The sequence below is a fragment of the Gallaecimonas zhanjiangensis genome, assembly GCF_057624825.1.
On sequence record NZ_CM172603.1, the window covers coordinates 858,143 to 884,875 of the forward strand.

At 62.6% G+C, this 26,733-nt stretch carries 28 protein-coding genes; 7 read left to right on the top strand and 21 right to left on the bottom strand.

Features of this window, described 5'->3' with window-relative positions; translation table 11 throughout:
- Positions 1-56: 56 nt before the first annotated feature.
- Both AC22G1_RS04060 and AC22G1_RS04065 read right to left on the bottom strand, forming a co-directional pair.
- Positions 57-989, bottom strand: a complete 933-nt coding sequence (locus AC22G1_RS04060; RefSeq protein WP_487315629.1) for a TIGR03571 family LLM class oxidoreductase — start codon at positions 987-989, stop codon at positions 57-59.
- A gap of 41 nt (positions 990-1,030) precedes the next feature.
- A complete protein-coding gene (locus AC22G1_RS04065; RefSeq protein ID WP_487315630.1) occupies positions 1,031-2,206 on the bottom strand; it encodes an MFS transporter in 1,176 nt (391 codons plus the stop codon).
- A gap of 96 nt (positions 2,207-2,302) precedes the next feature.
- Here AC22G1_RS04065 and AC22G1_RS04070 point away from each other — a divergent pair, with 96 nt between their 5' ends.
- From AC22G1_RS04070 to AC22G1_RS04085, 4 genes are all read left to right on the top strand, one after another.
- Entirely contained in the window at positions 2,303-3,184 is an 882-nt protein-coding gene (locus AC22G1_RS04070) for a LysR family transcriptional regulator (RefSeq protein ID WP_487315631.1), read from the top strand.
- 434 nt (positions 3,185-3,618) lie between these two features.
- Positions 3,619-4,293, top strand: coding sequence for a gluconate 2-dehydrogenase subunit 3 family protein (locus tag AC22G1_RS04075; RefSeq protein WP_487315632.1), 675 nt, complete (start codon positions 3,619-3,621; stop codon positions 4,291-4,293).
- A 14-nt stretch (positions 4,294-4,307) separates the two neighbouring features.
- Positions 4,308-6,077 carry a GMC family oxidoreductase gene (locus tag AC22G1_RS04080; RefSeq protein WP_487316686.1) on the top strand — a complete coding sequence of 590 codons (1,770 nt, stop codon included), beginning with the start codon at positions 4,308-4,310 and terminating at the stop codon, positions 6,075-6,077.
- Positions 6,078-6,080: 3 nt separating this feature from the next.
- Positions 6,081-7,403, top strand: coding sequence for a c-type cytochrome (locus AC22G1_RS04085; protein ID WP_487315633.1), 1,323 nt, complete (start codon positions 6,081-6,083; stop codon positions 7,401-7,403).
- Positions 7,404-7,432: 29 nt separating this feature from the next.
- Here the strand turns inward: AC22G1_RS04085 and AC22G1_RS04090 are convergent, their stop codons facing one another.
- Positions 7,433-8,305 (bottom strand): LysR family transcriptional regulator, encoded by an 873-nt coding sequence (locus tag AC22G1_RS04090; protein WP_487315634.1) that lies wholly within the window; start codon positions 8,303-8,305, stop codon positions 7,433-7,435.
- 99 nt (positions 8,306-8,404) lie between these two features.
- On the opposite strand from AC22G1_RS04090, the gene AC22G1_RS04095 reads away from it, so the two are divergent.
- Positions 8,405-9,355, top strand: coding sequence for a TDT family transporter (locus AC22G1_RS04095; RefSeq protein WP_487315635.1), 951 nt, complete (start codon positions 8,405-8,407; stop codon positions 9,353-9,355).
- Between the two features lie 40 nt (positions 9,356-9,395).
- On the opposite strand, the gene AC22G1_RS04100 is transcribed toward AC22G1_RS04095, so the two are convergent.
- The 7 genes from AC22G1_RS04100 to AC22G1_RS04130 form a co-directional block, all read right to left on the bottom strand.
- The gene (locus tag AC22G1_RS04100; protein WP_487315636.1) at positions 9,396-10,481 is read right to left on the bottom strand and encodes an ABC transporter permease; all 1,086 of its coding nucleotides are present in this window, start codon (positions 10,479-10,481) and stop codon (positions 9,396-9,398) included.
- Positions 10,481-11,575, bottom strand: coding sequence for an ABC transporter permease (locus tag AC22G1_RS04105; protein ID WP_487315637.1), 1,095 nt, complete (start codon positions 11,573-11,575; stop codon positions 10,481-10,483). The genes AC22G1_RS04100 and AC22G1_RS04105 overlap by 1 nt, the downstream gene beginning before the upstream one ends.
- Positions 11,569-13,248, bottom strand: a complete 1,680-nt coding sequence (locus AC22G1_RS04110) for an ATP-binding cassette domain-containing protein (RefSeq protein WP_487315638.1) — start codon at positions 13,246-13,248, stop codon at positions 11,569-11,571. Before AC22G1_RS04110 ends, AC22G1_RS04105 begins: the two co-directional genes overlap by 7 nt.
- Entirely contained in the window at positions 13,248-14,222 is a 975-nt protein-coding gene (gene hlyD / locus AC22G1_RS04115) for a secretion protein HlyD (RefSeq protein WP_487315639.1), read from the bottom strand. The genes AC22G1_RS04110 and hlyD overlap by 1 nt, the downstream gene beginning before the upstream one ends.
- Positions 14,222-14,887, bottom strand: a complete 666-nt coding sequence (locus tag AC22G1_RS04120) for a CerR family C-terminal domain-containing protein (RefSeq protein WP_487315640.1) — start codon at positions 14,885-14,887, stop codon at positions 14,222-14,224. Before AC22G1_RS04120 ends, hlyD begins: the two co-directional genes overlap by 1 nt.
- Positions 14,888-14,997: 110 nt before the next feature.
- On the bottom strand, positions 14,998-15,522 hold the full coding sequence (locus AC22G1_RS04125; protein WP_487316687.1) for a cytochrome b: 525 nt from the start codon (positions 15,520-15,522) through the stop codon (positions 14,998-15,000).
- Positions 15,522-16,550, bottom strand: coding sequence for a catalase family peroxidase (locus AC22G1_RS04130; RefSeq protein WP_487315641.1), 1,029 nt, complete (start codon positions 16,548-16,550; stop codon positions 15,522-15,524). Before AC22G1_RS04130 ends, AC22G1_RS04125 begins: the two co-directional genes overlap by 1 nt.
- A gap of 115 nt (positions 16,551-16,665) precedes the next feature.
- Between AC22G1_RS04130 and AC22G1_RS04135 the strand changes: the two genes are divergently transcribed.
- Positions 16,666-17,184, top strand: coding sequence for a sigma-70 family RNA polymerase sigma factor (locus tag AC22G1_RS04135; RefSeq protein WP_487315642.1), 519 nt, complete (start codon positions 16,666-16,668; stop codon positions 17,182-17,184).
- Entirely contained in the window at positions 17,181-17,903 is a 723-nt protein-coding gene (locus AC22G1_RS04140; RefSeq protein ID WP_487315643.1) for an anti-sigma factor family protein, read from the top strand. Before AC22G1_RS04135 ends, AC22G1_RS04140 begins: the two co-directional genes overlap by 4 nt.
- Here the strand turns inward: AC22G1_RS04140 and AC22G1_RS04145 are convergent.
- The 11 genes from AC22G1_RS04145 to mdcA form a co-directional block, all read right to left on the bottom strand.
- Positions 17,900-18,469 carry a hypothetical protein gene (locus tag AC22G1_RS04145; RefSeq protein ID WP_487315644.1) on the bottom strand — a complete coding sequence of 190 codons (570 nt, stop codon included), beginning with the start codon at positions 18,467-18,469 and terminating at the stop codon, positions 17,900-17,902. The two genes, AC22G1_RS04140 and AC22G1_RS04145, sit on opposite strands and share 4 nt — an antisense overlap.
- Positions 18,470-18,545: 76 nt before the next feature.
- Positions 18,546-19,457: a LysR family transcriptional regulator gene (locus tag AC22G1_RS04150; protein ID WP_487315645.1), complete on the bottom strand. Its 912-nt coding sequence runs from the start codon at positions 19,455-19,457 to the stop codon at positions 18,546-18,548.
- 75 nt (positions 19,458-19,532) lie between these two features.
- Positions 19,533-20,303, bottom strand: a complete 771-nt coding sequence (madM, locus tag AC22G1_RS04155; RefSeq protein ID WP_487315646.1) for a malonate transporter subunit MadM — start codon at positions 20,301-20,303, stop codon at positions 19,533-19,535.
- Positions 20,296-20,706 carry a malonate transporter subunit MadL gene (gene madL / locus AC22G1_RS04160; protein ID WP_487315647.1) on the bottom strand — a complete coding sequence of 137 codons (411 nt, stop codon included), beginning with the start codon at positions 20,704-20,706 and terminating at the stop codon, positions 20,296-20,298. The genes madM and madL overlap by 8 nt, the downstream gene beginning before the upstream one ends.
- Before the next feature lie 67 nt (positions 20,707-20,773).
- Positions 20,774-21,682 (bottom strand): malonate decarboxylase subunit epsilon, encoded by a 909-nt coding sequence (locus AC22G1_RS04165; protein ID WP_487315648.1) that lies wholly within the window; start codon positions 21,680-21,682, stop codon positions 20,774-20,776.
- Positions 21,679-22,299 carry a malonate decarboxylase holo-ACP synthase gene (locus tag AC22G1_RS04170; protein WP_487315649.1) on the bottom strand — a complete coding sequence of 207 codons (621 nt, stop codon included), beginning with the start codon at positions 22,297-22,299 and terminating at the stop codon, positions 21,679-21,681. The genes AC22G1_RS04165 and AC22G1_RS04170 overlap by 4 nt, the downstream gene beginning before the upstream one ends.
- Positions 22,296-23,078 (bottom strand): biotin-independent malonate decarboxylase subunit gamma, encoded by a 783-nt coding sequence (gene mdcE / locus AC22G1_RS04175; RefSeq protein WP_487315650.1) that lies wholly within the window; start codon positions 23,076-23,078, stop codon positions 22,296-22,298. The genes AC22G1_RS04170 and mdcE overlap by 4 nt, the downstream gene beginning before the upstream one ends.
- A complete protein-coding gene (locus tag AC22G1_RS04180) occupies positions 23,075-23,902 on the bottom strand; it encodes a biotin-independent malonate decarboxylase subunit beta (RefSeq protein ID WP_008485081.1) in 828 nt (275 codons plus the stop codon). Before AC22G1_RS04180 ends, mdcE begins: the two co-directional genes overlap by 4 nt.
- Positions 23,892-24,203: a malonate decarboxylase acyl carrier protein gene (gene mdcC / locus AC22G1_RS04185; protein ID WP_487315651.1), complete on the bottom strand. Its 312-nt coding sequence runs from the start codon at positions 24,201-24,203 to the stop codon at positions 23,892-23,894. The genes AC22G1_RS04180 and mdcC overlap by 11 nt, the downstream gene beginning before the upstream one ends.
- Positions 24,203-25,030: a triphosphoribosyl-dephospho-CoA synthase gene (locus AC22G1_RS04190; RefSeq protein ID WP_008485085.1), complete on the bottom strand. Its 828-nt coding sequence runs from the start codon at positions 25,028-25,030 to the stop codon at positions 24,203-24,205. Before AC22G1_RS04190 ends, mdcC begins: the two co-directional genes overlap by 1 nt.
- On the bottom strand, positions 25,030-26,685 hold the full coding sequence (gene mdcA, locus AC22G1_RS04195) for a malonate decarboxylase subunit alpha (protein ID WP_487315652.1): 1,656 nt from the start codon (positions 26,683-26,685) through the stop codon (positions 25,030-25,032). The genes AC22G1_RS04190 and mdcA overlap by 1 nt, the downstream gene beginning before the upstream one ends.
- Positions 26,686-26,733 lie beyond the last annotated feature (48 nt).

Below are 26,733 nucleotides of genomic sequence, written 5' to 3' on the forward strand. Positions count from 1 at the left end.
ATGCTACTGCGCCCCGCCGCAATTGAAAAGCGCCTGGGCAAAAAAGGCTGTTGCAGTTAATCGATTAATGGCTTCTGGCCATGAAACTGCGGCAGCACGTCGCTGGCGATCTCCATAAAGGTTTCGCTAAGGGGCCGCTGGTTGCGGCGAAAGTGCAGGCCGATATGGTCCACGCCTACCTCTTGCATGGCGGCAAGCTCCGCCACCAGCGCCTTGCTGCCGCCGCTCATGCCAAAGTGGTGGCGCTTTAGGGGAGCGTTTTTGTCGGCCTGCAGATCCAGGTGGATAAAGCTCACATAGGGCTTGTTGCCAGCCAATTGCCGCCACTGGGCAACCCGGCGCTTGTGGTCGCTTGGGGTGCCGGGGTAGGCCAAAAGACCCTGGATGTTGTCCGCCACCCATTGCAGTGATTGCTGGGCAAAACCGGCCACCAACAGCGGCGGCTGTGGGGCTTTGGGCAAAATGGCCTGGCCGGGGGCGAGTTGGTGGTCCCGCTCCCCTTTAAGCACCGCCACGCTTTCGCGAAAGGCGTCCCCTCGGCTGGCAAAATCTTCACCAAAAAGGGGGTATTCGGCCGGCCTGTCGCCACTGGCCACCCCCAACAGCAGGCGGTTGTGGCTAAGGGCTTGTACTGAGGCGGCGGCCTTTCTGACCAGCCAGGACTGGCGCAGCGGCAACACCACCGCCGCCGTGCCTAGCAAGATGTTCTGGGTCACGCCGGCCAGGTAGCCAAGGTAGCTGAAGGTTTCAAATACCTGGGCGGCGTCGCCAAAGGCAGGGTCGTACAAGGGTACGTCTCTGACCCAGGCGGCCCGAAAGCCCAGTTGGTCGGCCAGTTTTACCAGCGCTTGGTGCTGGCTCATGTCTGGCTCGCCCGGTTTGCGGCCGGTGGCCAGGCGGCGGGCTTCACCTTGAGGTGTCCAGTCGTTGTCCAGTGGCAGCTCAACGCCGATGGAAAAGCCGCCTTGAGTGAGGGTATTGATGCTCATGGTGCACTCCCGGGGCAGGTCAGCCCTGCCCCTTGATTGGGTTAAAGGGCTTGGGCCTCGCCACGGCGGTCCAAGAAGCCGGACAAGCGGGTCAGCAGCAGGGCCAGCACCACGATGAGGGCGCCTATCCAGGGGGTGTCCATCAGGTTGAGGCTGTCGATAACAGTGCCGCCGATGATGGAGCCAAGGGCAATGCCGACGTTAAAGGCGGCGATATTGAGGCCAGAGGCCACGTCTACTGCGTGCGGGGTGTATTTCTCGGCCAGCTGCACCACGTACACCTGCAGGCCGGGCACGTTGCCAAAGGCAAAGGCGCCCCACAGCAGCACGGTCAGCACCGCGCCTACCGGGCTTTGAGCGGTGAAGGTGAAGGCCAGCAGCACCAGCGCCAGGGCGGTAAAGATGATGTGCAGCGCTTTGATTGGGCCCATGCGGTCGGCCAGGCGGCCGCCCCAGATGTTGCCCACGGCTACCGACACCCCGTACACCAGCATGATGAGACCCACAGCGCTGGACTGGAACCCAGACACCTGCTCCAAAATGGGGGCCAGGTAGGTAAAGGCCACGAAGGTGCCGCCGTAGCCCACCGCCGTCATGGCGTACACCAGCAGCAGCCGGGGCTGGGTCAGCACTTTCAGTTGCGAAGAAAGCCTGGCCGGAGCCGGTTGCTTGAGGTCCTTGGGCACCAGCAAGGCGCTGCCGATAAGGGCCAACAGCCCCAGCGCAGATACCACCAGGAAGGTGGTGCGCCACCCCAGATGCTGGCCGATAAAGGTACCCAGCGGCACACCGGTGACCAGGGCCACAGTGAGGCCGGTAAACATGATGGCGATGGCGCTGGCTTCTTTATCCTTGCTGACCAGGCTGGTGGCGATGGTCGAGCCGATGGAAAAGAACACCCCGTGGGCAAGGCCGGTCAGTATCCGCGCCAAAATCAGGCTCGAATAACTGGGGGCCTGCCAGGCCAACAGGTTACCCAGCACAAAGAGGGTCATCACCGACAGCAGCACCGTTTTGCGGTTCCAGCGGCCGGTAAGGGCGGTTAGCACCGGGGCGCCGATGGCCACCCCCAGGGCATAGAGGCTGACCAAGAGGCCGGCCGAGGGCAGGGTAACGCCAAGGTCATTGGCGATGGTGGGCACCAAACCGACTATTACAAACTCGGTGGTGCCTATGGCAAAGGCGCTTAAGGTGAGCGCCAGCAAGGCGATGGGCATGACAAATCTCCGTCAGTTTTTGATGACGGCATTCTTGCCAAGCTTACTTTTGTGATAAATGTGCGTTATCTGAAATGATTTTTTCCAAGGTGGAAAATGAAAACCCGTTCCGACAACCTTGCGGTGCTGCTGGCGGTGGTGGACAGCGGCAGTTTCTCTCGGGCCGCCGAGCAGCTGGACGTGCAGGTAGCCACAGTGTCCAAGGCGGTCAGCCGCATCGAGGCGGAGCTGGGCACCACCTTGCTGGCCCGCACCACTCGCCGCCTGGAGCTGACCGAAGAGGGCCGCCACTTTGTCCAAAGGGTGCGCCAGGGTTTGAAATTATTGGAAGAAGCCGAAGAGGAGCTGGACGCCAGCCAGGGCAAGCCTCGGGGGCGGCTGCGTGTGGATGCGGCCAGCCCCTTTGTGCTGCACCAGATAGTGCCTTTTGTCAGCGAGTTTCGGGCCGAGTTTCCGGCCATCGAGCTGGAGCTGACCAGCAGCGACGGCATCATCGACCTTTTGGAGAAGCGCACCGACCTGGCCATTCGTATCGGTGGCCTGAGTGATTCGAGCCTGCACGCCCGCGCCCTTGGCCAAAGCCCGCTGCATCTGGTGGCAAGCCCGGCCTATCTCGCCAAACGCGGGGTGCCCCAGCACCCTTCGGAGCTTGGCCAGCATCAGCTGCTGGGGTTTGTGAGCCCGGCCAGCCTCAACCGCTGGCCGCTGCCGGGTAAGCCCCAGGTAGAGCCCGCCATTAGGGTGTCTAGCGGCGAAACCCTGCGCCAGTTGGCCTTGGCTGGCAACGGCATTGCCTGCTTGTCCAACTTTATGGTGGCGGCCGATCTGAAAGCCGGGACCCTGGTCAAGGTGCTGGTTCAGCATCAGGTTGACCAACCGGAGCGCCAGAGCGTTAACGCGGTGTATTACCGCAACAGCGGTCTTTCTAAACGTATCCAAGCATTTTTGGATTTTTATCAGCCCCGTTTTTCGCTTTGAGCAGGCATGGCGAAAAAAGGCGTTTAATTTTCGATGCTATAAAAAAGTGATTTGCGCGCCAAACAAATTGCCCGGTAAAAACCGGGTTTTTTGCCCCCATTTTTGATTTCAATCAAATAATGCCTAAGCCGCTAACGCCGCGCCCCTGCGGGGGTTTTTCCTGTTCATACTTTCCAAAATCAGGCTTTTTTCTTTTCTTGGACACCCGTTAAAGGCCTCGCCCCGTGCCCTGGGTCTGGTTGGCAAGGGCCCTGCCAATGGCGCTATATTGCCCAGCCCAAATCGGCCTGGGCCACGCCTTTTCTTGTATTTACCTCTGTGGCTTTGTGAGCAGGCTAGGTTTAGCAGTGACGTCATTTTAAAAAAAGACAAAGAGGCAGGTTATGAACCGCAGAGACGCTCTATTTTCCCTTGGGAAGATAGCCGCTTTAGTCGTGGCCCCCGCCGTCGCGGCAAAAGAATTAACGGGCTTTCCCAAAGAGACGCAGCTAAATGCCGACAGCCTGCCCAAGGCGGCGCGCCTTGGTGGCGCCCAGGTACTGACCGACCCCACCGACCGCGCCACCCTGGCCGCGGTGTTTAACCGTTTGATCCCGGCTGACCAATACGGGCCCTCGGCGGTTGAAGCCGGTTGCCTTGAGTTTATCGACAACCAGTTGGCCGGTGATTACGGCAACGGCAAGGCCCTGTACCTCGACAAACCCCTCAACCCCAAGAACGAGGCGGCCATCATGGGTGCGCCCCAGTTTCTGGCTACCCCTAAAGAGCGCTACCTCACCGGCCTTAAAGCCCTGGAGGCATATGCCCGCCAGCAACACGGCAAGGCTTTTGCCGAGCTGGGGGACGACGCCATCGACCAGCTGCTTGGGGGCCTGGAAGCCGGCACTGTCAGCCTTGGCAACGAGGTGGATGGCCAGGCCTTTTTCGAGCTGATGCTGCAAAACGTCCGCGAAGGCTACCTGGCCGACCCCTTATACGGCGGCAACAAAGGCATGGCCGGCTGGAAGATGATTGGCTTTCCCGGCGCCCGTTACGACTACCGCCCCTATATCGATCGCCGCGGCGAAGATCTGCAACTGATCCCGGTCAGCCTCGTTCCTGAAGATTGAGCCAAGGAAATTCCATCATGAAAATACGTCCAAAAGCCGATGTAGTGATTTGTGGCCTGGGCTGGGCCGGTTCAATCATGGCCGAAGAACTGACCCGTGCCGGCCTTAACGTGGTGGCCATTGAGCGTGGCGCCTGGCGTGACACCTCCACCGATTTCCCCCCGGCAGTCGACCCCGACGAGCTTCGCTGGCACACCCGCCGCGAGCTGCTGCAACCGATGAGCGTGGAGACCACCACCTTTCGTAATCGCAGTAACCAAGAGGCGGCGCCGGTGCGCAACTGGTCTGCCTATCAGTTCGGCTGGAACGTCGGTGGCGCCGGTACCCACTGGGCCGGTATGTCCTGGCGCTTTACCCCCTGGGATTTCCAGGTGGCCAGCCGCACTGCCGAGCGTTACGGTAAAAAGCGCACCGAAGGCCTGCAATTGCAGGACTGGGGCGTTACCTACGAAGACATGGAGCCTTTCTACGACCGTTTCGAGCGCATTGCCGGTACCTCCGGTTATGCCGGTAACCTGCAAGGCCAGCAGCGTAAAGGCGGCAACGTTTTTGAAGGGGCGCGGCGCCGCGATTACCCCACGCCGGCCCTCAAAGACACGCACTGGATGCGCATGTACCGCGAAACCGTTGAGAGGATGGGCTACAACCCCTTCACGGTGCCGGCCGGTAATATCTCCCAGGCCTATGTAAACCCCCTTGGGGTCAGCATGGGGCCTTGTACCTACTGCGGCTTTTGCGATTTCCACGGCTGCGGCAACTTCTCCAAATCGTCGCCTCAGGCCTGCATCCTGCCAGCACTGATGCGCCGCCCCAACTTCACGGTGCTTACCGAGACCGAAGTGCTTCATGCGGTAAAACATGACGACGGCAAAACCGCCAAAGGGGTGAAATTCATCACCAAAGAGGGGGAGCTGGGCTTCCAGCCCGCCGATGTGGTCTGTATCACCGCCTACCAGATGGACAACGTGCGGCTGATGCTGCTGTCTGGCATTGGCACCCAGTACGATCCTGTTACCGGCAAAGGCACGGTGGGGCGTAACTACAGCTACCAGACCTGCTCCTCGGTGACCGGCTTTTTTACCGGCCAGAAGATGAACCCCTTTATCGGCGGCGGCGCCCTGGCCGTGCAGATAGACGACTTTAACGGCGACAACTTCGACCACAGCGACCTCGATTTTATCGGTGGCGCCGGCATTATGGGCTTTAGCACCAACGGCAGGCCGATCCAGAACATGAACGGCCTGCGCCCCGGCACCAAACGCTGGGGCAGCGAGTGGAAAAAAGGCTACGCCCGCGACTACCAGGAAGCGGCCACCATCTTCTGCCAGGGTACCTCCATGCCCATGCGCGAAGCCTATCTTGATCTGGACACCCACTACCGGGACCGCCATGGCCAGCCTTTACTGCGCCTGACGTTCGACTGGAACGACAACGACAAAAAGATGGCCCGTTTCGTTACCGACAAAGCGGTGCAGATCATGAAAGAAGTGGGCGGCAAAGACATCAGTATCGACAACCAGGCCGACAGCAGCTGGAACCCCTACAAGCAGCACAGCTCCCACACCATAGGCGGCGCTGTGATGGGGGCTGACCCTGCCACCTCAGCCCTTAACACTTACCTGCAAAGCTGGGACGTACCCAACGTCTTTGTGGTGGGGGCCTCGGCCTTCCCCAATAACGGCGGCTACAACCCCACTCTGACGGTGGGCGCCCTGGCAGTGCGGGCGGCGCGGGCCATTGCCGAGCAGTACGTGAAAAATCCCGGCAAACTGGTGGGGGTGTAAGGCATGGTTAACTGGAAAAAAACCGCCAAAGGCGCGGCGGCTCTGGTAGTGGTAGCAGCCCTTGGCGCCAGCCTTTGGTTGTGGAAGACCCTGGATACCTCCCGCTCGAACGTTGCCGACGCCACCACGCCGCTGGCCAAGGTCAACATCACCGACCAGGCCGCTATCCAACGCGGCGAATACGTGATGCGCCTGGGAGACTGCGCGGCCTGCCACACCGCTGGCAAAGGCGCTTTTGCCGGTGGTTACGCCATTGCCACGCCCTTTGGTACTTTGGTCAGCTCGAACATCACCCCTGACCTTAAAACCGGCATCGGCAGCATGACCGAGCGTGATTTTTTCAATGCCGTGCGCCAAGGCATCGGCTCCCATGGCCTGCTTTACCCGGCCATGCCCTTTACTGCTTACACCCAGTTCAGCGACCAGGACATGCACGATCTGTGGGCCTACTTCTCCACCATCAAACCGGTGGCCAACCCGGTGGACGAGAACGGCGGCATGAGCTTTCCCTACAACATTCGCCTGGCCATGGCCGGTTGGGACCTGTTGTTCTTTAACAACCAGGGTTTTGAGCCCGACCCGCACCAAGATGCCCAGTGGAACCGTGGCAAATACATCGTGGATGGCGGTGGCCACTGCTCGGCCTGCCATAGCCCCCGTAATGCCTTGGGCGGCGAGAAGGGCGGCCAGTATCTCCATGGCGGCAACCTTGGTGAATGGCGGGCGCCAGACATTACCTCCAACCCTCACACCGGTATTGGTGCCAGCAGCGTTGCCGACTTAGCCCGTTACCTGCAAACCGGTACCGACGGTGTGGCCGTTGCCGGTGGCGACATGGCCGAGGCGGTGGAGCACTCTACCCAGTACTTCACCGAGGCTGACCTCAAGGCGGTCGCTACCTACCTTAAAACCGTGCCGCCTTCACCGGGCAAGTCGCGCCAGCCCATGGCCCTTGCTGGCAAAGCCGCTGCCGAGGGGGCGCTCAGTTACGAGGTGAACTGTTCAGCCTGTCACGGCTTGCAAGGGGAAGGCATCGAAGGGTTGGCCCCGGCTTTTGCTGGCAACCATGCCTTGCTGTCGGACGACCCAACCAACCTTATCCACGCCATGCTCATGGGCACCCGGGCACCTCATACCGCCAAGGTGCAAACCGCTGCCGGTATGCCGTCCTTTGCCTGGAAGCTCAGCGACGGGCAGGTCGCGTTGGTGCTCAACTATGTGCGCAACAGTTGGGGCAATGGCGCCGTGCCCATCAAGGCCGAAGAGGTGGCACAGATGCGGGCCGAGCTAAAAGCCAGGGCCAAGCTGGCTGCCCCTCGGCAATAACAGAAAAAAGCTCCCGTTCGGGAGCTTTTTTATTGGCCGGCTTGCTGTTGGCAAAAATGGATAAAGTGGCGCAGCAGGGCGCTGTGGTATTTGTTTTTGTGCCAGGCAAGGCTCAGCTGGCGCGGGTAGCGGCCGGCGACCGGCAAGGCGCAGAGGCGGCCACTGGCCAGGCGGTCTTGCACCGCCAGCTTTGAGACGAAGGTCAGCCCCAGGTTTTGCTCCACCGCCAGCATTACCGCCTCCAGGGCGTTAAGCTCCAACACCTTGCCCACAGCGCCGATGCGGGGCGCCAGTTCCCGGTCAAACTGCTCGCGGCTGCCCGAGTGGTTCTCCCGCAATACCCAGTCGTTACCGCCCAGCGCCTTGAGGCTTACTGCCCTTTGGGCGGCCAGGGGGTGGCTGGGGGCGCACACCACCAGCATTTCGTCTTCCAGCCAGGGCTGGGTGACGAGGTCGGGGTGGTGGTTTTCCCCTTCGATTAGGGCAAGGTCCAGCTCAAAGTGGGCCAGCTTTTCGCAAAGCTCGAAGGTGTTGTTGATCTGCACCCTGGCCTCGGCGCCGGGCACCTTGGCCAGCAGCACCGGCAGCAGGTAATTGCCGATGGTCTGGCTGGCACCCAGGATAAGGGTGCCAGTGGGGGCACCGCCATCGTCAAAGAGATGCTCGATATCCTGGATGCGGCTCAGCACCTCTTCGGCCAGTGGCTGTAGCGCCCGGCCTTGATCGTTGAGTTTGAGGCGGGGGTGAACCCGGTCAAAGAGCGGGGTGCCCAGGCGTTTTTCCAGTTCCCCCAGTGCCTGCGACACTGCGCCCTTACTGAGGAACACCTCGTCGGCGGCCTGGCCCAGGTTGCCATGGCGGGCAATGCTGGCAAAAACCTTGAGTTGCTTGATGCTTGGCATTTGGTTTTTCTAAACGTTTGGTTTGGATCATTTAGATATCACGAACACGAATGCCTTTCTATGATGACGCCATCAAAACAGCGAAGGGAGTATCCCCTCATGCGTGACTTAACCCGTTTTGCCGGCGCCCCCACCCCCATGGCCGGCCTTGCCCTAGGTATTGGCAGCCTCGGCTGGAGCTGGGAGAACATGGGCATTTTCGATGGCAAGGCCCAGGCCCTGGGCGCTGCCATTGCCGGCGTGCTGCTGCTGGTGCTGGCCATTAAATTCCTGCTGCACCCGCACCTGTTGAAAGACGATTTAGCCCACCCTGTGGTAGGCAGTGTGGTGCCCACCTTCGCCATGGCTACCATGGTGGTGTCCAAGGCCATTGGCGGTCAGTTAGGCAGCGGCCTGTGGCTCTTTGCCGTGGCGCTGCACCTGGTGTTTTTGGCCACCTTTGCCTGGCACCGGGCCAGGGATTTTAAACTGCACCACATGGTGCCCAGCTGGTTCGTGCCGCCGGTGGGGATTATCGTTGCCGACGTAGCCAGCCCCGGCGGCGCCCTGGCGCCCTTGGCTCACGGCCTGCTGTGGTTTGGTATCGCCTGTTACGCCGTGATGCTGCCGGTGATGCTGTACCGGCTGATTTTCGCCGCCGAGGTGCCGGATGCCGCCAAGCCCACCATCGCCATCCTGGCGGCTCCGGCCAGCCTGTCTTTGGCCGGTTACCTGACCGTGGTGGCCCATCCTTCGCCGCTGCTGGTGGACCTGCTGCTGGGCATTGCGGTGCTGATGACCGCCATCATCTACCTGGCCTTTGCCAAGCTGCTGCGCCTGCCCTTTAGCCCTGGCTACGCCGCCTTTACCTTCCCCATGGTGATTGGCGCCACCGCGCTCTTTAAGGTGGTGCATCTGTTCGCCGCCTGGGGTATCGACAGCACCTCAATCGCCCAGCTCACCTTCCTGGCGGAACTGGAGCTGTGGGTAGCGACGGTGATAGTGAGCTACGTGGCGCTGCGTTACGCACTTTTCTTTAGCCCCCTTCGCCGAGCGCACCTTGCTGCTTGAAAAAACACACTGCAAAAGCGCCACCTTGAGGTGGCGTTTTTTATGACAGCCGGCTTCGCACCAGCGCCGTGGCGCCGCCCAGGCTCAATAGGGCGGCCAGGGCCATGGGCCAGAGGTGGCTTAAGATAACCGCAGGCGCCAGGGCCTTTAAAAAGCTGCCTTGCACTATCACCAGAAAATGGGTGAGGGGAATGGCCTGGGCCAGGTATTGCAGCAACAGCGGCATGTTCTCTACCGGGGTGGCAAAGCCCGACATCAAGATCATCGGCACCCCCAGGGCAAAGGCCCCTAATATGGCTTGCTGCTGGGTGGCGGCCAGGGCCGAGACCATCAGGCCGATCCCCACCACCGACAGAATAAACACCAGTAGCGAAGCCAGCAGCCACAGCACCTGGCCGGTAAAGGGCACGGCAAAGACCCAATGGGCCGCCAGCACCATCACCAGCCCCAGGCTAAAGCCCACCAGCACCGCCGGCAGGCATTTGGCGATGATGATCTCCATGGGCGTGGTGGGGGACACCAGCAGTTGGTCGAAGGTGCCCAGCTCCCGCTCCCGGGCGATAGACAGCGCCGTGACGATAAGGGAGATAAACATCGCCAGTATCCCCGCCAACCCCGGCACCACAAACCAGCGGTAAATGAGGTTGGGGTTGAACTGGTGGCGAAGGGCCACCGGCTCCAGGCTACCGCCCTGGCGCGCCGCAATGCGCTGCAAATATCCCAGGGCCACCTGAGCGGCGTTGGCGCGCCGGCCATCCAGCAGCACCTGAATGGGGGCGCTTTGGCCGGCCAGGCGTTTACGCGAATAATCCTGGGGAATGTGCACCGCCAGCAGCACTTTGCGGTTATCAAGCAAGCGGCCAAGCTCGGCCGGGTTTTGCACCCGGGTGAGGGTACCGACAAAGCTGGCGTGGCGGATATCGCTAGCCAGGGCCACCGCCGGGGCGCCCTGGTCTTCGCTGTATAAGGCAATGTTGGCGTTTTTGACTTCCAGAGTGGCGGCAAAGGCAAAAACGCACAGTTGCAGCAGGGGCGGCAGCACCAGAATGGCCCTGGCCCTGGGGTCGCGCAGCAGGCTGAGCCATTCTTTGATGATTTGCGCTTTAAGGCGCGGCCAGCTTGGCATCATCCCTCCAGGCTTTTACGGGTTTTGGCCCGGGCCAGGGCGAAAAACAGCAGGCCGATGCCCGCCATGGCGGCCATGTCTTTTAAAAAGAGCGGCCACAAATCTCCCACCAAAAACACCGTCTGCAACGACTCGATAAAGTAGCGGGCCGGAATAAGCTGGGTCAGCCAGCGGATGGGGGCGGGCATGGAGTCGATTTCAAACAAAAAGCCCGACAACAAAAAGGCCGGCAAGAAACCTGAGAACAGGGCGGCCTGGGCGGCAATAAACTGGTTTTTGGCCAGCGCCGAGATCACCAGCCCCTGGCCAAGGGCGGGGATTAAAAACACCGCCGACAGCGCCATCAGGCTCAGCCAACTGCCCCGCAGCGGCACATCGAACACCCCTATGGCCAGCAGCGCCGAGCCCAGGGTGGCCAGTAGCCCCAGAGCAAAGTAGGGCAGCAGTTTGCCCAGCAAAATTTCCACCACCCGGGCCGGGGTGGCCAGCAGCGCCTCCATGGTGCCCCGCTCCCATTCCCGGGCCACCACCAGGGCGGTGAGCAGGGTGCCAATCATGGTCATGATGATGGCGATGGCCCCCGGCACCAAAAAGCGGCGGCTCTCCACCTCGGGGTTGTACCAGACCCGTGGCACTACCTCGGTGGCGGGGCTGATACCTTGCCAGCCGGACACCACCCCTTCGGCATAAAGGGCCACAAAGTTGGCGGTATTGGGCTGGGTGCCGTCGGTAACCACCTGCACCAAAGGCGGGCGGCGCCGGGCCAGGCGCTGGTCAAAGTCGGCGGGGATCACCACAAAGCCCTTGATGCGCCCTTCACTCAGCAGGGCCTGGGCCGGGCGGCGGTCACGCAGCGGCACCACGTCAAAGTAACGGCTGGCGGCAAAAGCGCTACTCAAGGCCTGGGCCTTGGCGCTGTCGCTTTCGCGCACCACTCCCAGGCGGATATGGCTGATGTCCAGCGACACCGCATAGGCAAACAAAAACAGCAGCACCACCGGCAGCACAAAGGCAATGAGGATGGCGGCCGGGTCCCGCAGTACCTGCCGGCTCTCTTTTACCACCAAGGCCCATAGCCGTTTGCCGCTCAGCATGCCTCGGCCTCCTCGATAAGCTTGATAAAGGCCGCTTCCATCGAATCGCTACCGGCCTGCTGGCGAAGCTGGTCGGGGCTGCCAAGGGCGATGATGTTGCCACGGTGCATCAGGGCTACCCGGTCGCAGTATTCGGCTTCGTCCATGAAATGGGTGGTTACCAGCACCGTTACCCCTTTTCGCACCAGACCGTTGATGTGGGTCCAGAATTCGCGGCGGGTCAAAGGGTCGACCCCTGAGGTGGGTTCGTCCAAAAAGAGGATGGGCGGGCTGTGCATCAAGGCGCAGGCCAGGGCCAGGCGCTGCTTGAACCCTAGCGACAGGGCGTCAGGGGCGCTGCCAAGGAGTGGCGCCAGTGAAAAGCAATCCACCATCTCGTCGATGCGCTTGGCGGCCGCCTTACCGGCAAGGCCGTACACCCCGGCGCTAAAACGCAGGTTCTGGGCCACCGACAACAAACCGTACAGGGAGAACTTCTGAGCCATGTAGCCGAGCTGGCTTTTGGCGGCGCTGGGGGCGCGGGCGAGGTCGATGCCCAGCACCCGGGCGGTGCCGGCGCTGGGTTTTAACAGCCCGCACAGCATCTTGAAGGTGGTGGATTTGCCGGCGCCGTTGGGGCCCAGCAGGCCAAAAATTTCCCCCTGGCGCACCGCAAAGGTACTGTCGGCGGTAGCCACGAAATCGCCAAAGCGGCGGCAAAGGTGCTCGCATTGCACCACCGGCGCCTCTTGGCGTGGCAGGGGCGAAAAAGTGTCGGCCAGGGCCGAATGGCCGCCGGGGCCGCCCCCTAGCAAATCCACAAAGGCATCTTCAAAGCGTGGCGCCACCGGGCTTAAGGTGCCGCCAAGGTCGCCAAGCGCCTCGGCGGTTTGCCCTTCGGCCAGCACCAGGCGCAGCGCTTCGCCTTCGATAACCCCGTCTCGCACCGCCGGCATTGCCAGGGCGCGGGCCAGGAGCTGGCGTTTGTCCTCGTCGGTTTTGCTGAGCCGAACGCAGCGCCCTTCAAGGCGGCCGGTCAGGCGGGCCGGCGGCCCTTGGAATACCAGCTCGCCTTCGCTTAGCAGCAGCACGTCTTCACAGCGCTCGGCTTCGTCGAGATAAGCCGTGGCCCACAGCACCGCCATGCCGTCGTCGGTGAGCGCCTTGACCATCCGCCACAGCTCCTGGCGGCTCACCGGGTCGACCCCAACCCCGGGTTCGTCCAGCAGCAACACCTTGGGGCTACCCATCAGGGCGCAGGCCAGCCCCAGCTTTTGTTTCATACCGCCGGAGAGCTTGCCGGCCAGGCGCGCGGTAAAGGGCGCCAGTTGGGTAAAGCTCAGCAGCTTGGCGATATCGGCTTGGCGGCTTTGGGGCGGCAGGGATTTGAGGTCGGCATAGAGATTGAGGTTCTCGATAACCGATAAATCTTCGTAAAGGCCAAAGCGCTGGGGCATGTAGCCCACCACTGTTGCCAGGTCGGTGGAAGCCAGCGGCTCCCTGCCTGCCACTGCCAAGGCGCCGCTGCTGGGGGCCAGCAGCCCTGCCATCAGCCGCAGCAAGGTGGTTTTGCCGGCGCCGTCGGGGCCCACCAGACCGGTCAGGCGGCCAGCGGCAATGTTTGCCGACAAGCCCTTCAAGGCGGCCTTGCCGCCAAAGGCCTTGCTTAGCTTGTCAAAGCGGACGGCGCTCATTACCGGGCCAGGGTGATGGTGACCGGCATGCCCTGTTGCAGGCCGTTGTCGCCGTGGCTGACCACGATGCGAAGCCGGTACACCAAGTCGGTGCGAAGCCCGGGGGTCTGCACCGATTTGGGGGTGAATTCGGCCCGGGGAGAGACAAAGCCCACCTGGCCGTCGAAGCTCTTGGCTGAGCTGTCGGTGCGGATGTGCACTTTGGTGCCGGGAGGCACCAGGCCCAGTTGGGCTTCCGAGACATAGGCGCGGATATACACAGGATCCCGTAGCGCCAGGTTATAAACCGGGCTGGCGGCACTAACCATGGCCCCCGGCTCTACCAGGCGGCTCAGTACCACCGCGTCTGATGGCGCTATCAGCCGGGTGTCCGCAAGGGCGGTGCTGGCTTGGTCGACCCTCGCCTTGGCGGCGGCAAGGTTGGCGGTGGCGGCGGCAATGTCTTCGCTGCGGGCCCCTTCTTGCAGCAACGACAGGTTGGCCTTGGCCGAGTCGCGGCTGGCGATGGCTTCGGCAAAGGCGTAGCGGGCGCTGTCCAGGGCCTGCTTGCTGGTAGAACCGCTTTGCTCAAGGCCTTGCTGGCGCTTGAGTTCGCGCTGGCGGTCAGCCAATGCCGCTTCTTTTTGTGCCAAGAGCGCCTGGGCCTGGGTTATTTCCTGGCGGCGGTTGCCGGCGGTTAGCTTGTCGAGCTCGGCCTTCGCTTGCTGCTGCTGGGCCTTGGCGGCGGCCAGGGCCTCGCGAAAGGGCTGGTCGTCAAGGGTGGCCACCTCTTGCCCGGCGCTGAGGCTATCGCCTTCTTGCAAGGCAAGGCTTGCCAGGCGCCCGCTTTGGCGAAAGGCCAGCGACAACTCGCGAATATCCACGTTGCCGTAGAGGGTCAGGGGGGCGTTTTGTGGCTGCTGGCTTCGGTACCAGCCGTAACCGGCCAGGGCCAATATCGCCAGGGCCAGCAGCAGGAGCAGCGGCTTTTTCATCACAGTTCTCCTTTTACCAAGAGGCGGATGTTCTGGTGCAGCAGCTGTTGGATGGCGGCCAGATCCGGCTGTTGTTGCCACCCCATATGGCGCGCTACCGCCTCCCTGGCAAAGCGCCACACCAGAATTTGCCCCAGCAGGCTGATGGCCAGCATGGCGTGGCCCTTGGCGTCGAGATCGCCTCGCAGCTCGGCCAACAGCCGGGTAAGGGCGCCCAGCATGGGCTGCATTAAACGCTCGAATAACAGCTCGAAGGCCTGGCTGGGGTTCTGCTGCTCGCGCAGGATCAGCTGGGCCCAGTATTCGGTTTGCGGGCTCAGCAGCAGCTCGCTCATCACGTTGCAGAGGTTATCCAAAAGCGGCAGGTACAGGGCCAGGCGGGCAGGGCGGTCAAGGTTGGCCGGGGCGTCGTCCACCACCTGGCGCAGTTTCTGGCCAAGGGGCGAGAGGTGCTGGCCAAGGCTTTGGCCTATGGCCTCGAACACCGCCAGATACAGCCCTTCTTTGTTGCCAAAGTGATAGCCAATCAGCGCCTGATTGACCCCGGCGGCGGTGGCAATGGCGCGGGTGCTGACCCCGTGAAAGCCCTGCTGGGCAAACACCTGGGTGGCGGTTTTAATGAGGGCGTCGCGGGTGTCGATGCCGCGGCTGGCGGTGTCTGGCATAAGTTAGTTAATCGATTGACTAAATTAATGCTCAAACTATAGACAGCAAAAAGCCCCGGCGCAACAACTGCGCCGGGGAAGCAACCAGCTACCACACTGGAAGACGTGAATTACTTACCGAAAGTGATGCTCCTGAGCACGCCGTCACGGCGGATAAGGCCGTGGAACAGCGCCGCCGCCATATGCCCCAGCACCAGCAGCAACAGGCTGTAGGCCAGCAAGGTGTGCAGGGGGCGAAGCACGGCGTAAAGGCTATTGGATTTAGCCACCAATGCCGGCAGTTCGATGCCGCCGCCCAAGGTTACCGGGTAGCCGCCGGCACTTAGCATCAGCCAGCCGATCATCGGCAGGGCCAGCATCAGGCCGTAGAGCAGCACATGGGAGAACTTTGCCACCAACTGCATAAAGAGCGGCATGTCGCTGGGCAGGGGCGGGGTGCGGGTACTGAGGCGCACTACCAGCCGCAAAATGGCCAACACCAAAATGGTGATGCCCAGAGGCTTGTGCAGGTCGTATAGCCAATCGCGATTGGCTACCGAGCTCACCATGCCGGCTCCCACAAACAGCATGGTGAAGATGGCCAGGGCCATCAGCCAGTGCAGCAGGCGAATAACAATATGAAATTGTTCTTTCATCATTTTTTCTCCAGCTTGGCCTGTTCACCAATGCGGCGGGTGAAGTCGTCGGAATACACGGCCGAACGGGCCGGCAGCAGCGGGTCGGCCGAGGGGCTCAGGCCGTCCGGCAGGATGGTGGGGTCGAAGTTGGTGTCGCGGCAGGCGCCGCTACTCTCTGGCTCGGTTTGGATCAGCACCAGGGTACCTACGTCGATATGCTGGCGATCGGCAGGCCAGGCCTTGGTGGCATCAACGATGGGGTCGCCGGGGTTGGCCACCTGCAATTGCAGCTGCCAGCTGACCGGGCCTTTTTTGAGGCGCTGGGTGATGTCGTCAAACAAAAAGTCAGGGCCAGCGTCTGCCGGCTGGGCGGCAAAAGGGGTTTGCGGCAGGAAGGACCAGCGCACAAAGTGATGCTCGCCATTGGCGTTGGTGGCTTCAAAGGCGTTGAGGCTGTTAAACGGCGTGCTGGCAAAGCTGTCGGAGCGCTTGTGGTTTTTGGCCCAGTCAAGGAAGGGCGCGCTCTCGGGGTGCGCCTTGAAGAAAGCGCCAATCTTGGCGCCATCGGGCTTGCCGGTGGCAGGATCTGGCTGCTGAAGTTGCATCAGGCGGTAAAAATCCTTGGGGTAGCTCAGTACAAACACCGGTGAAGACAGCATGGCCATACGCCACTGCTGGCCGGCGCCACCGTCAATCTTAAGGCCCAGGGCGCGGGGCGCCGCTTTGGCGTCATTGCCGTGGGGGTTGCCGCCGGGGAGCGAAAAGCGCCCGCTTACCGGGTAGCGGCCTTTCGCAAACACCGTGGCGCTGGAGATGGCCGAGCCCATGCCGTTGCCCTCGAAGTAACCACTGACACACAGGCCTTTGGTGTGGTTGCGCCGCTCACCGATGTTGTCGCCACCGTTGGCTTGCAATTGGTTGACGAACTTAGCCGGGGTTAGCCTTGATGGGCTCAGCCAGCCGGCCGAGTAGGCAAAAAAAGCTGCCGGCACCGCTACCGCCACGGCGATAATGGCCAGACGCAGCTTGGTGTTGGGAGTGTCCATGTGATGTCCTTGTGGTTAACTACTCAAGCAAGACGCCCGGGACTTTTTTTTATTCCACGGGAATAAAAAAAAGCGCCACACGTTTTATAAGCGTACTTAGTGGATGAACTCGGACATGAATGAACTGGATTCGGTCATTGTTGACCAACTGCCAAGCCTGAGGCGCTTCGCCCTGTCGCTGACCCGCACGCCCTATGACGCTGACGACCTGGTCCAGGCCACGGTGGAAAAAGCCATCCTCGGCTGGCACCAACGCCAGCAGGAAGGTGCGGTAAGGCCTTGGCTGTTCTCCATTCTTTATCGCCATTTTATCGACGGCCAGCGCCGCGCCGGCCGCTTTAAAAAGCTGATGCAGCTTTTTAGCGGTGATGAGGGCGAAACCGCCACCTTGGAGCAGCAACTGGAAGAGGACCACTCCCTGGCCCTTTTTGCGAAGCTTCCTGAGCAGCAGCGCAGCATTCTGGTGCTGGTGTCGGTAGAGGGCATGAGCTACCAGGAAGTGAGCGAGGCCCTTGATATTCCCATGGGTACCGTGATGTCGCGGTTGTCGCGGGCCCGCCAGGCCTATCGCCAGTTACTTGAAGAGGTTCCGGCCCAAAGCAATGCCAAGGGCCGGCTGAGGGTGATCCGATGAAACCGAGCGAAGAGCAGCTCCAGGCGTACCTGGACGACGAACTGGCCGCCACCGAGCGCGCCATGGTGGAAGACTACCTGGCCCGCAACCCCGAGGCGGCCGAGCAGCTGGCCCGCTACCGCCGCGACGCCGAGGTGCTGCGTAAGGGGTTAAAAGCCTTGCCTCAGGCTGCTAACCCGGCGCTGCACCCCTTTGCGGTGCGCCGGGAGCTCAAAGCCCGGCGCCGGCGCCGCTTTGCCACCGCCGCCACCCTGGTGCTGGCCCTGGGCGGTGGTTGGCTGGGTGGCAGCCAATGGCAAAGTCACCTTTATGCCAAGGCCACCTTGCCCATGAACGATGCGGTAGAGGCTTACCGGCTCTTTAGCCAGGCCCCTGGCGAGCGCATCAGCCAAGCCCAGTTGACGGCGCTGTTTAACGACCATTTCAAGGGTGCCAGCCTGCCGCCTGAGCTGAACAACTATGGCCTGAAACGGGTAAGCGCCGAGTTGATGGCCACCGCCGAGGGGCCGGCCGCCATGGTGCTGTATCGCAACGACGAAGGCCAAGCGCTGCTGTACTTTATCCGCCCGCCGGGGCCGCGCCATCACTTGCTGCCCAAGGGCCAGCGCCAAGACGGCGGCCTGTTGGCACGGTATTGGTCAGACAGCGATTTTAACTACGCCCTGGTCAGCCCCCACGACAGCCCGCTGGTGCCCAGCGGCCCCTTCGGCAGCATTTAATACAGGAACAGAGCGCGTACCTGCTGTAGCCCATCTTTGGGAGCCCTCAGTGCCACATGTGCCTCACTGCCGTTACCGCCCAGCGCGGTAACGGCTTTTTTGTCGGTTTCGCTGTAACTGGTAAAGACGAGGGCGCAGAGGTCGGCGGCGCAGCCGTAGTGATAATCCCCGGCGGTGTTGCCAAATTGGTGTTGAAAGGCATCGACTAGGGCGTCCAGGCGCTCGGCGGCGAGGCCATCAGCCAGAGCGTCTAGGTTATCGATAAAGTCCCCAAGGCGTGGCTCGGCCAGCAGCGCCTGAAGATGGCCGCCATTGGCTTTGCCCTTTTGGCCAAGGTACTCGCGAAGCGCCCCGCTGCTGTTGATATCCCAAAGCCCGGTGTGGGGGCGGGCGTTGGCTTGAAAATGGGCAGGCTTTAGCACCTGGGGCTCGCCGCCTGGGCGGCTTGGGGGCGGGGTGAAGGCACCTGGGGGTGCTGGCGGCGTATCGTCCGGCCATAGTTTGGCGCCAAGGGCGATAAAAAAGGCCACCAGGGCGGCAGGGTAGGCAAGGCGTGATAACAGCATCGGCAGCTCCTGTAGAGTGTGCCTGCTGTGACCGGGCGACGCGGCGCGAGTTTGGGGAAAGATGGTGCAGCTTTACCTAGCCTGCCACCTTGCGGGCGTAACTGCGGCACTCTGCAATGCAGCTTAAAATGCGCGGGTCCCGCTCGCGGCTCGCCAGGCACACCATGGAAATTTGCTGGGTCACCTGGCACTCGGGAGTCAGGGGAATAAGGCGGATTTTATTCTCGAACACCGCTTCGACTCGCCGTGGTAGCAGCGCCAAGCCCACCCCGGCGCTGACCATGGAAATAAGCGAGAAAATATCCGACACCTGCATCACCACATTGGGGGTCATGCCGGCCTTGTTAAAGGCACGGTAGCTGTCCTGGCTGGTGGCAAAGCCCTTGGCCAGGGTCACGAAGGTGGCGTCGTTGAGGTTATCAAGGTTGGTCTGGGGCAGGGCCTGTAAGGGCGAATCTGGCGGCACCGCCAGGCAGATATCGTCTTGGTAGAGGGGCAGGGTGATGAACTCCGGATCTTCAAAGCCGGGCTCCAGCGCCACCAGGATCACGTCCAGCTCCAGGGCCTTGAGCTTGGCAAAAAGCTGGGTGTTGGAGTCGAGGGTCAGCTCAATGTTGAGCTCGCCCTTGCGAAGCTTAAGGCCGGCAATAAGCTGCGGCACAGTGCCGAGGGTCAGCGAATAGAGCGCCCCCAACTTGAACTGGTTGGAATACACCCCGGCGGTTTCCCGCACCGCCTTGATGGCATCGTCGAGGGACGCCAGCACCTGCTGGCCTTGCTCGGCCAATACCTGGGCGCTGGGCAGCGGCACCAGCAAGCGCCCCTCCTGGCGAAACAGCGGGCATTTCAATGCCTCTTCCAGGGAATGGATGGCTCTGTGCACGCTCACCACGCTCAGCCCCAGCTGATCGGCCGCTTCCGCTAAGGTGCCGGTGCGCATAAAGGTCAGAAAAATATCGAGTTTTTTAAGTGTTATTCCGTCGTCCACGACGCCCCCAACAAAAAGGGCCGGTTGCCCGGCCCTTTGACTATCTGCTGCCAAGCCATGGCAGGCAATGGGACTTTAGTGGTGGCCGGTGATGGCCAGCATCGCCAGGAACAGTACCGACGGGCCCATCAGGCAGCCGGCGGCGGTGTAGAAGGCGGCGGTCAGGCAGCCGTAAGGCACCAGTTTCGGGTCGGTAGCGGCAAGGCCGGCTGCCACGCCGCTGGAGGTGCCCATCAGGCCGCCGAACAGCACGGCGGTGCGGGGGTTGTTAAGGCCGATGTACTTGGCCACAAAGGGGGTGGTGACCATCACCAGGATGGATTTAACCAAACCGGCGGCGATGGACAGCGCCATCACTTCCGAGCTGGCACCGATGGCGGCGCCGGTAACCGGGCCAACGATGTAGGTTACGGCGCCAGCGCCGATGGTGGTCAGGCTCACCGCGTCGGTATAGCCAAAGGCCATGGCCACCGCTACCCCGGCCACAAAGGAGGAAAGGACCCCCAGCAGCAGCGCCACCACCCCGGAGATGCCGGCTTTTTTCAGCTCCTGCACGTTAACCCCGAAGCCGGTGGCAACGATGGCAAAGTCCCGCAGCATGGTGCCGCCGACAATACCGATGCCAGAGAGCAGTGGCAGATCCATCAGGCCGTGCTTGCCGCCGCTGATAACGCCGCCGATGTAGGCCAGCACCAGGCCGCAAAGGATGGCGATGGCGCTGCCGTGGATGCGGCCGGAGGTGAGCTTGGCCGACAGCCAGTACGACAGCCACATGATAAGGCCGATAACCGCGAAGCCCACCACCATGCTGTAGGTGTTGGATACCTTAAGCAGTGCTTCAAACATGGCGGCTCTCCTCGGCGGTCAGGGGTTCGGTGGGGTCTTCGCTTCGACTTTCCCGCCCCCAGCGGTCCAGTACCGGCACCAGCGCAAAGCCAATTACCACCGCGGTTACGCCAGCGGTAATGGCCATTGGGCCACCGGTGAGAGCGCCGTAGACGTTTTGCTTGGCGGCCATGGCCACCACGACCGGGATGTAAATGGCACTGAAGAACTCGATGCCCTGTTCGCTTTTGATGTCCAGCACGCCGCGTTTTTGCAAGGCACTGCCCACCAAGACCAACAGCACCATGGCGATACCGACGCCGCCCACGTTGGCGGGTATCCCTATCAAGGTGCCAAGAACCTGGCCGATGGCCACACCCAGCAAGGTGCATACCGCCAGTAAGGTAACGCCGTAGATGATCATGTTGTTTCTCCGCTGTCGTCGTTTTTATGTGCCAGGGCGTACAGCTGACGCGCCCCGGTGTTGGCCTTCAGCCGCTGCATAAAAGCTGAAGGCTATCGAGCCGGGTGCTGTCTGCCCCGACGCAGTGCCCCTGCGGCATCACCCGGCGAAATAAGCCGGTGAGAGTGCCGCTGGGGGGCAGTTCGATGGCGGCTTGGATGCCGCGCTCGGCCAGCAGGCGGCTGGCATCGAGCCAGTGCACCTGCCGCGCCATGTTCATGGCCAAATCGTCCCGGATGGCGTCTTTGTCCCGCAGCAGTCGCGCCTTGCTGGCGCTGACATAGCCGATGCGGGGCGCCTGCATGCTTACCTTGTCCAAGGCGGATCTCAGTACCAGGGCCTGCTCGTCCAGCAGCGGGCAGTGCGACGGCACCGTGACACTCAGGGCCTGGCAATGGCCGCCTGCATTGGCAATCAGCGGCTTAAGGGCGTCCAGCTCGGCCCAAGAGCCTGAGAGCACGCACTGGTTGTCGGCATTGATATTGGCCAGATACAGCCCGTTGGAGTCTTGCTGGTCCAGCAGGGCTTGTACCTGGTAACGGTCCAGGCCCGTTACCGCCATCATGCCAAAGCCGCTGGGAAAGGCGTTTTGCATCAGGTCCCCGCGCAGGGCCACCAGTTGCAAAGCGTCTTCAAAAGCCAGGCTGTCGGCCAGCACCGCCGCCGGGAAGGCGCCGATGGAAAGCCCCAGCACAAAGCGCGGCTTGCAGCCTTCGCTCAGCAGGTAGCGGCCCCAGGCAACGCTACTTATCAAAAGCGACAACTGCACGTTGCGACTGTGGCCAAGGGCCTGGGGGCTGTCGAGGGCGCCGAGGGCCAGGCCCAGCACCGCCTCGGCGCTGGCAGCGACTGCTTGGGCGGCAGGATGCGCCGGCAGCTTTTGCAGCATGCCGGGGCGCTGGGCCCCCTGGCCTGGGCAGGTAAAGACGGCGCTCATGCCACCAACTCCTGCCAGGGCTGGCTGGTCAAAAGCGGCCCCTGGTCGGTTTTTAAAAGGACCTTGGTGCTGGGGCCTGCCCACTCGGCAAGCGCCACGGCGCCCCCCGGCAGAGCCAGCTGCACGTCGAGCTGGCAAGGGCCAAGGTTGAGCGCCTGCCAAAGCGCTTTGGCCTCGCTTCTTGCCAAAGGCCCCTGGCAGCGCAGCAGCAGGTCAAGGTCTGAGCTGTCGGTCAGCTGGCGGATGCCGCTTGCCAGTTCATACCCCAGGCTGCCGGTGATGCCCCACTGATAATCGCCAAGGAGCCCGGCTACCCGGTCAAGGGTTACCAGCACCGGGTGCTGGCCGCGAAGAGGGTGGCCGAACCAGCTTTTGTGGCGCACCAGATCAAAGGGCGTCAGGGCCTTTTCCACCGCGGCCTTGGGTACAAAGGCGCCCTGGCGCTCGGCCTTATTGCTGCCGCGAAGCCCCACCGGCACCAAGGTGGCGCTACTGGGGGCCCGGCGCACCACCACCGGGCCGGTAAGCGTATTGGCCCAGGGCGCCAGCTGCTCCCCGGCCGGCGCCAACAGGCTGCCGGGTTTCACCCACAACAAGTCGTGGGGCTGCCAGTTCATGACTCCAGCCCCCATTGCTGGCGCAGCAGCTGGCGCACTTTCTTGGAGGCTTGGCGGTTTTCGCCGTCCAGGCGGTGGGCAAGGCTGGTGCTGCCAAGGGCTTGCTGCTGGGCAGCGGCAAGGGCCGCGTTGACCTTTTCAAGGTCGCTGCCGCTGGGGGCCTCGGCGCTTGACACCTCAATGCGGCCGCTCAGCAGCCCCAAAGAGGCGTAGTTTTTAAGGTCGTAGGCCATGGGCGGGATGCTGGCGGCCAGGCGGTCCAAGTCTTCTTCGCTGCGCTGGGTGACCCTGGCCGCAGCGGCTTTGCCCATGGCGTGCACCATGACACCGGCATCGTCCAGGGCCAGGATGGCGTTGGCTTGGTAGCCGTGGGCCAAAAAGGCGCCGGACATGGCCTTGCCTACCAACAGCGCCAGCACCGGGTGCCCGGCCTGGCGGGCCTTGGCGTAGGCGCCGGCCGCGGCGGCCAGGGCCTGGTGAATACCCAGCGCCTCTTCGCGCCGCCCATAGGCTTGGCTGGGCACATCGACAATGGCCAGCAGGGTGCGCTTATCGCCGGTGGCTTCTTGCACCACCTTGGCCAGCGCCCAGCCTTCCAGCAGCCCCACTTCGCCATGGCGGGCGCGGGGGAAGGGGTTGGCGGCATCGGGGCGCACCAAAATGACCCGGCAGGGGCGGCCGGCCAGCTCGCCGTCGGCAACGCACACCGAGGGCACGGGGCCAGGCTTTTGCTGCATGTTCTGGGTCAGGGCGTCAAACCAGTGTTGGCCACGGCTCATGCTTGCACTCCTTTTAAAATGGCCCGGGCGCCGGCGGCGTCCAGCTGCTGGCTGTTGTCGAGTTCCAAAAGGGCCGGCAGGAAACGGTCAAAGGCGTCGCTACGCTGCACCTTGGGCAGGCCCTTTTTCAGGTAGTAACGCAGGGCGCTGGCAACGCTGCCTGTGCTCTCGCCGGTGCAGGCGTCAACCAGGCCGCCGGCCAGGCGCTGCTCGCCGCCAGAAAGGCTCCAGATAAAGGGGCGGTCGGCGGCGTTGTATTCGCCAATGCCCGCTTCTTGCTCGATAACCAGCGGGCCGTTAAGGCCCAGGCGCCCCTCGCGGGTCATGATGAGGTAGCTGCAAAGGCCAGCGGCGATGGACATGCCGCCAAAGCAGCCCACGGGCCCGGTGATAATGCCGATAACCGGCTGGTGGGCGCGAAGGGCAACAATGGCCGATTGAATTTCGGCGATGGCGGCCAGGCCCAGGTTGGCCTCTTGCAGGCGCACGCCGCCGGTTTCCAGCACCAGCACGGCAGCGGTGGGAATGCCCTTTTGGTTGTCTTCCAGGGCCAGCTCCAGGGCGCCGGCGATTTTGGCGCCGGCGACTTCGCCAAGGCTGCCGCCCTGAAAGCCCCCTTCGATGGCCGCTACCACGGCGCTTTGGCCGTCGATGCGGCCTTTGGCGATCACCACGCCGTCGTCAAACTGCGGCACTATGCCCTGGCGCTCAAGCCAGGGAGATGTGAGGCGGTCAAAGGGGCCTAGGAGTTCGCGAAAGCTGCCGTCATCGAGCAGCAATTTGGCCCGCTGGCGGGCGCTGGCGTCGGCAAAGTTATGCGACATGGTTAGCCTCCTCTTTGGCCAGTTCCAGGGCCTGCTCGATGCGCAGGCGAATCACTCCCGGGGTGGCGGCAAAGTCGTGAATGTCCATGCGCATGGCCGGCAGCGGCTGGCTTTGGGCGATGGCGCTCAGTATTTGTTGCCAGCGGCCGGGGTTGGCGCTGTTGCTGGTGATGTGGATCTGCGCCTTGGCATCGGTGGCCGGCTCAATCATCACTTCCAGGTCCCCTGAGGCAACGCAGCCTACCAGGGCCCGGCCCAGGGGCTGGTTGGTGGCGTCTTGGGTCAGTGCGAAGGTTTCCATTACCCCTCCTGTTCTGGGCAAAGCTTGTCGGTCAGCAAGGTGGCGGCCAGCAGATCGGCAGCGCCCCCGGCCGAGGCATTTAGGGCTAAAAGGGTGGCGTCCAGCCGTTTGAGGGCGCGCCTGCCAGCGAGGGTGCCGGCGCCGCCGGCGTCCAGCACGGCCTGGGCGCCTTGCTGCATGGCATCAAGGCCCTTGAGCCCGGCGCGGTGCAGCACGCAGGTGTCGCTGAGCGCCGTCATGATGGCCAAAAGGCTGTTAAGGCGAGCGGTCTGTTCGCTGTCGCCACGCGCGCGGCTTTGGCGAAGGGCCGGCAGGCCCTGGTCACGAATTTGTGGGAAACCGGCCTGGGCCTGGGCCCGGGCGCCGCCAAGCTTATAGCGGGCCATGGCCTGCTCGCCGTGGCTTGGGGGCAGGGCCGGGGAGAACGGGTCTGCCAGTTGGGCAAGGGTCCCGGCGCTTGCCAGCAGCGCTTCTGCCTGGGGAGCGTCAGGCGCGGCCAGCAGTAACCCCAAGGCCCAGATGGCGCCCTTGTGGGTATTGATGCCGCCGGTGGCGGCAAGCATGGCGCTTTCGGCCTCACGGCCTAAAAGGCCAAGGGCGGCGCGAAAATCTCCGTTGCGGGGGCCGGTTAGCGCCGCCATTTTTTCAAACCAGGGCTCAAGGGCGGCGGCGGAGCGGCGCATCAGCGCCAAGTCCATATCGCCATGGGCGCCGCTTGAGCGCCTGTCCACCAACGCCGGTTTGGGGGTGAGTTCGGCCTCGGCCAGCAAGGCCCAGCGGGCCAGGGCCGCTTTGTGCGCCGAAGGGGTGAGGGCGAGGGCTTTCATCACCAGCTCCGAAATTTGGCAGGGGGCTGATAGAGGCCGCCGGACCAGGCCTGCAGCTCGCTGATGCTCTTGGCGGCCAGTTTGTCGCGGGTGGCCTCCGAGCGTTTGATGCCCAAATCTTCCGGGTAGGCCACCAGCCCTTCGGCGCGAAGGCGTGCGGTCTCAACCGGGTCGCGGGCAAGGCCAATGGCGGTAATGCCCGCCACCGCCGCCACCATGGCCCGGCGCTCCTCTGGGGATTTGGCCAGATACAGGTAGGCAATGCCTTCTTCGGTGAGCACGTGGGTCACGTCGCTGGCGTAGATCATCACTGGCGCCAGGGGCATCTGGTAATCGCTGGCCATGGCGATGGCATCCAGCTCGGCCACCAGGGTGGGTTTGTTGGCGTCCTGGAAGGTCTCCACCATCTGCACCACCAGCTTTTTACCCTTGGTCAGGGGATTGGTGTCGGTGCGCATATCGAGCCACGCCGGGCTGGCGTGGCGGCGGCCGCCTGGGTCGTGGCCCATGTTGGGGGCGCCGCCAAAGCCTGCTACCCGGCCCCGGGTCACGGTTGAAGAGTTGCCATCGCCGTCCACCTGCAAGGTGGCGCCGATAAACATGTCCACTGCGTACTGGCCGGCCAACTGGCAAAAGGCGCGGTTGGAGCGCAAGGAGCCGTCGCTGCCGGTAAAGAAGATGTCGGGGCGGGCGGCCACGTAGTCTTCCATGCCCAGCTCAGTGCCAAAGCAGTGCACGCTTTCCACCCAGCCGCTTTCGATGGCGGGGATAAGGGTCGGGTGGGGGTTTAGGGTCCAGTTGCGGCAAATTTTGCCTTTGAGGCCCAGCTCTTCGCCGTAGGTGGGCAGCAACAGCTCGATGGCGGCGGTGTTAAAGCCGATGCCGTGGTTCAACGATTGCACCTGGTGGCGGGCGTAGATGCCTTTTAGGGCCATCATCGCCATCAGTACGTGCACGTCGGTAATAAGGCGCGGGTCGCGGGTAAAGAGCGGCTCGATATAAAAGGGCTTGTCGGCCAGCACGATAAAATCGACCCAGCTGGCGGGGATATCCACTCGTGGCAGGTCGCTTACATCGTCAACGATTTCATTAACCTGGAAGATAACGATGCCGTCTTTAAAGGCGGCGGCTTCCACTAGCGCCGGGGTGTCTTCGGTAGATGGCCCGGTGTAGATATTGCCGGCCCGGTCGGCTTTAAAGCCGGCCAGCAGCGCCATCCTGGGGGTGAGGTCCACAAAGAGCCGGGCGTAAAGTTCGATATAGGTGTGGATGGCGCCCACTTCCAAGAGGCCGTCTTCCATCAGCTGGCCGATGCGAAGGCTCTGGGGGCCGGAGAAGGAAAAGTCCAGTTTGCGGGCCACGCCGTTTTCAAACAAATCCAGGTGCTCGGGGCGGCCGACGCTTGGCATCACCATGTGCAGGTCGTGGATTTTGCTGCTGTCCACCTGGCCTAGGGAGCGGGAGAGAAAATCGGCCTGCTTCTGGTTGTTGCCTTCCAGCACCACTTTGTCGCCCGGTTCGAGCAGCAATTCCAGGGCCTCGACAATGCGGGCGGTGGGGATTTCCTTACCGGTGGCGAGCGATTCAAGCTGGCTTATGCGCCGGGCTTTGTCCTGGCGGCGGCTGCACCAGTTGCGTTGGGTATCGGCCTGCATGGCGGCTCCTCGTCATAGCGTTTACGTCAACGTTATGGTGAGGTTGCC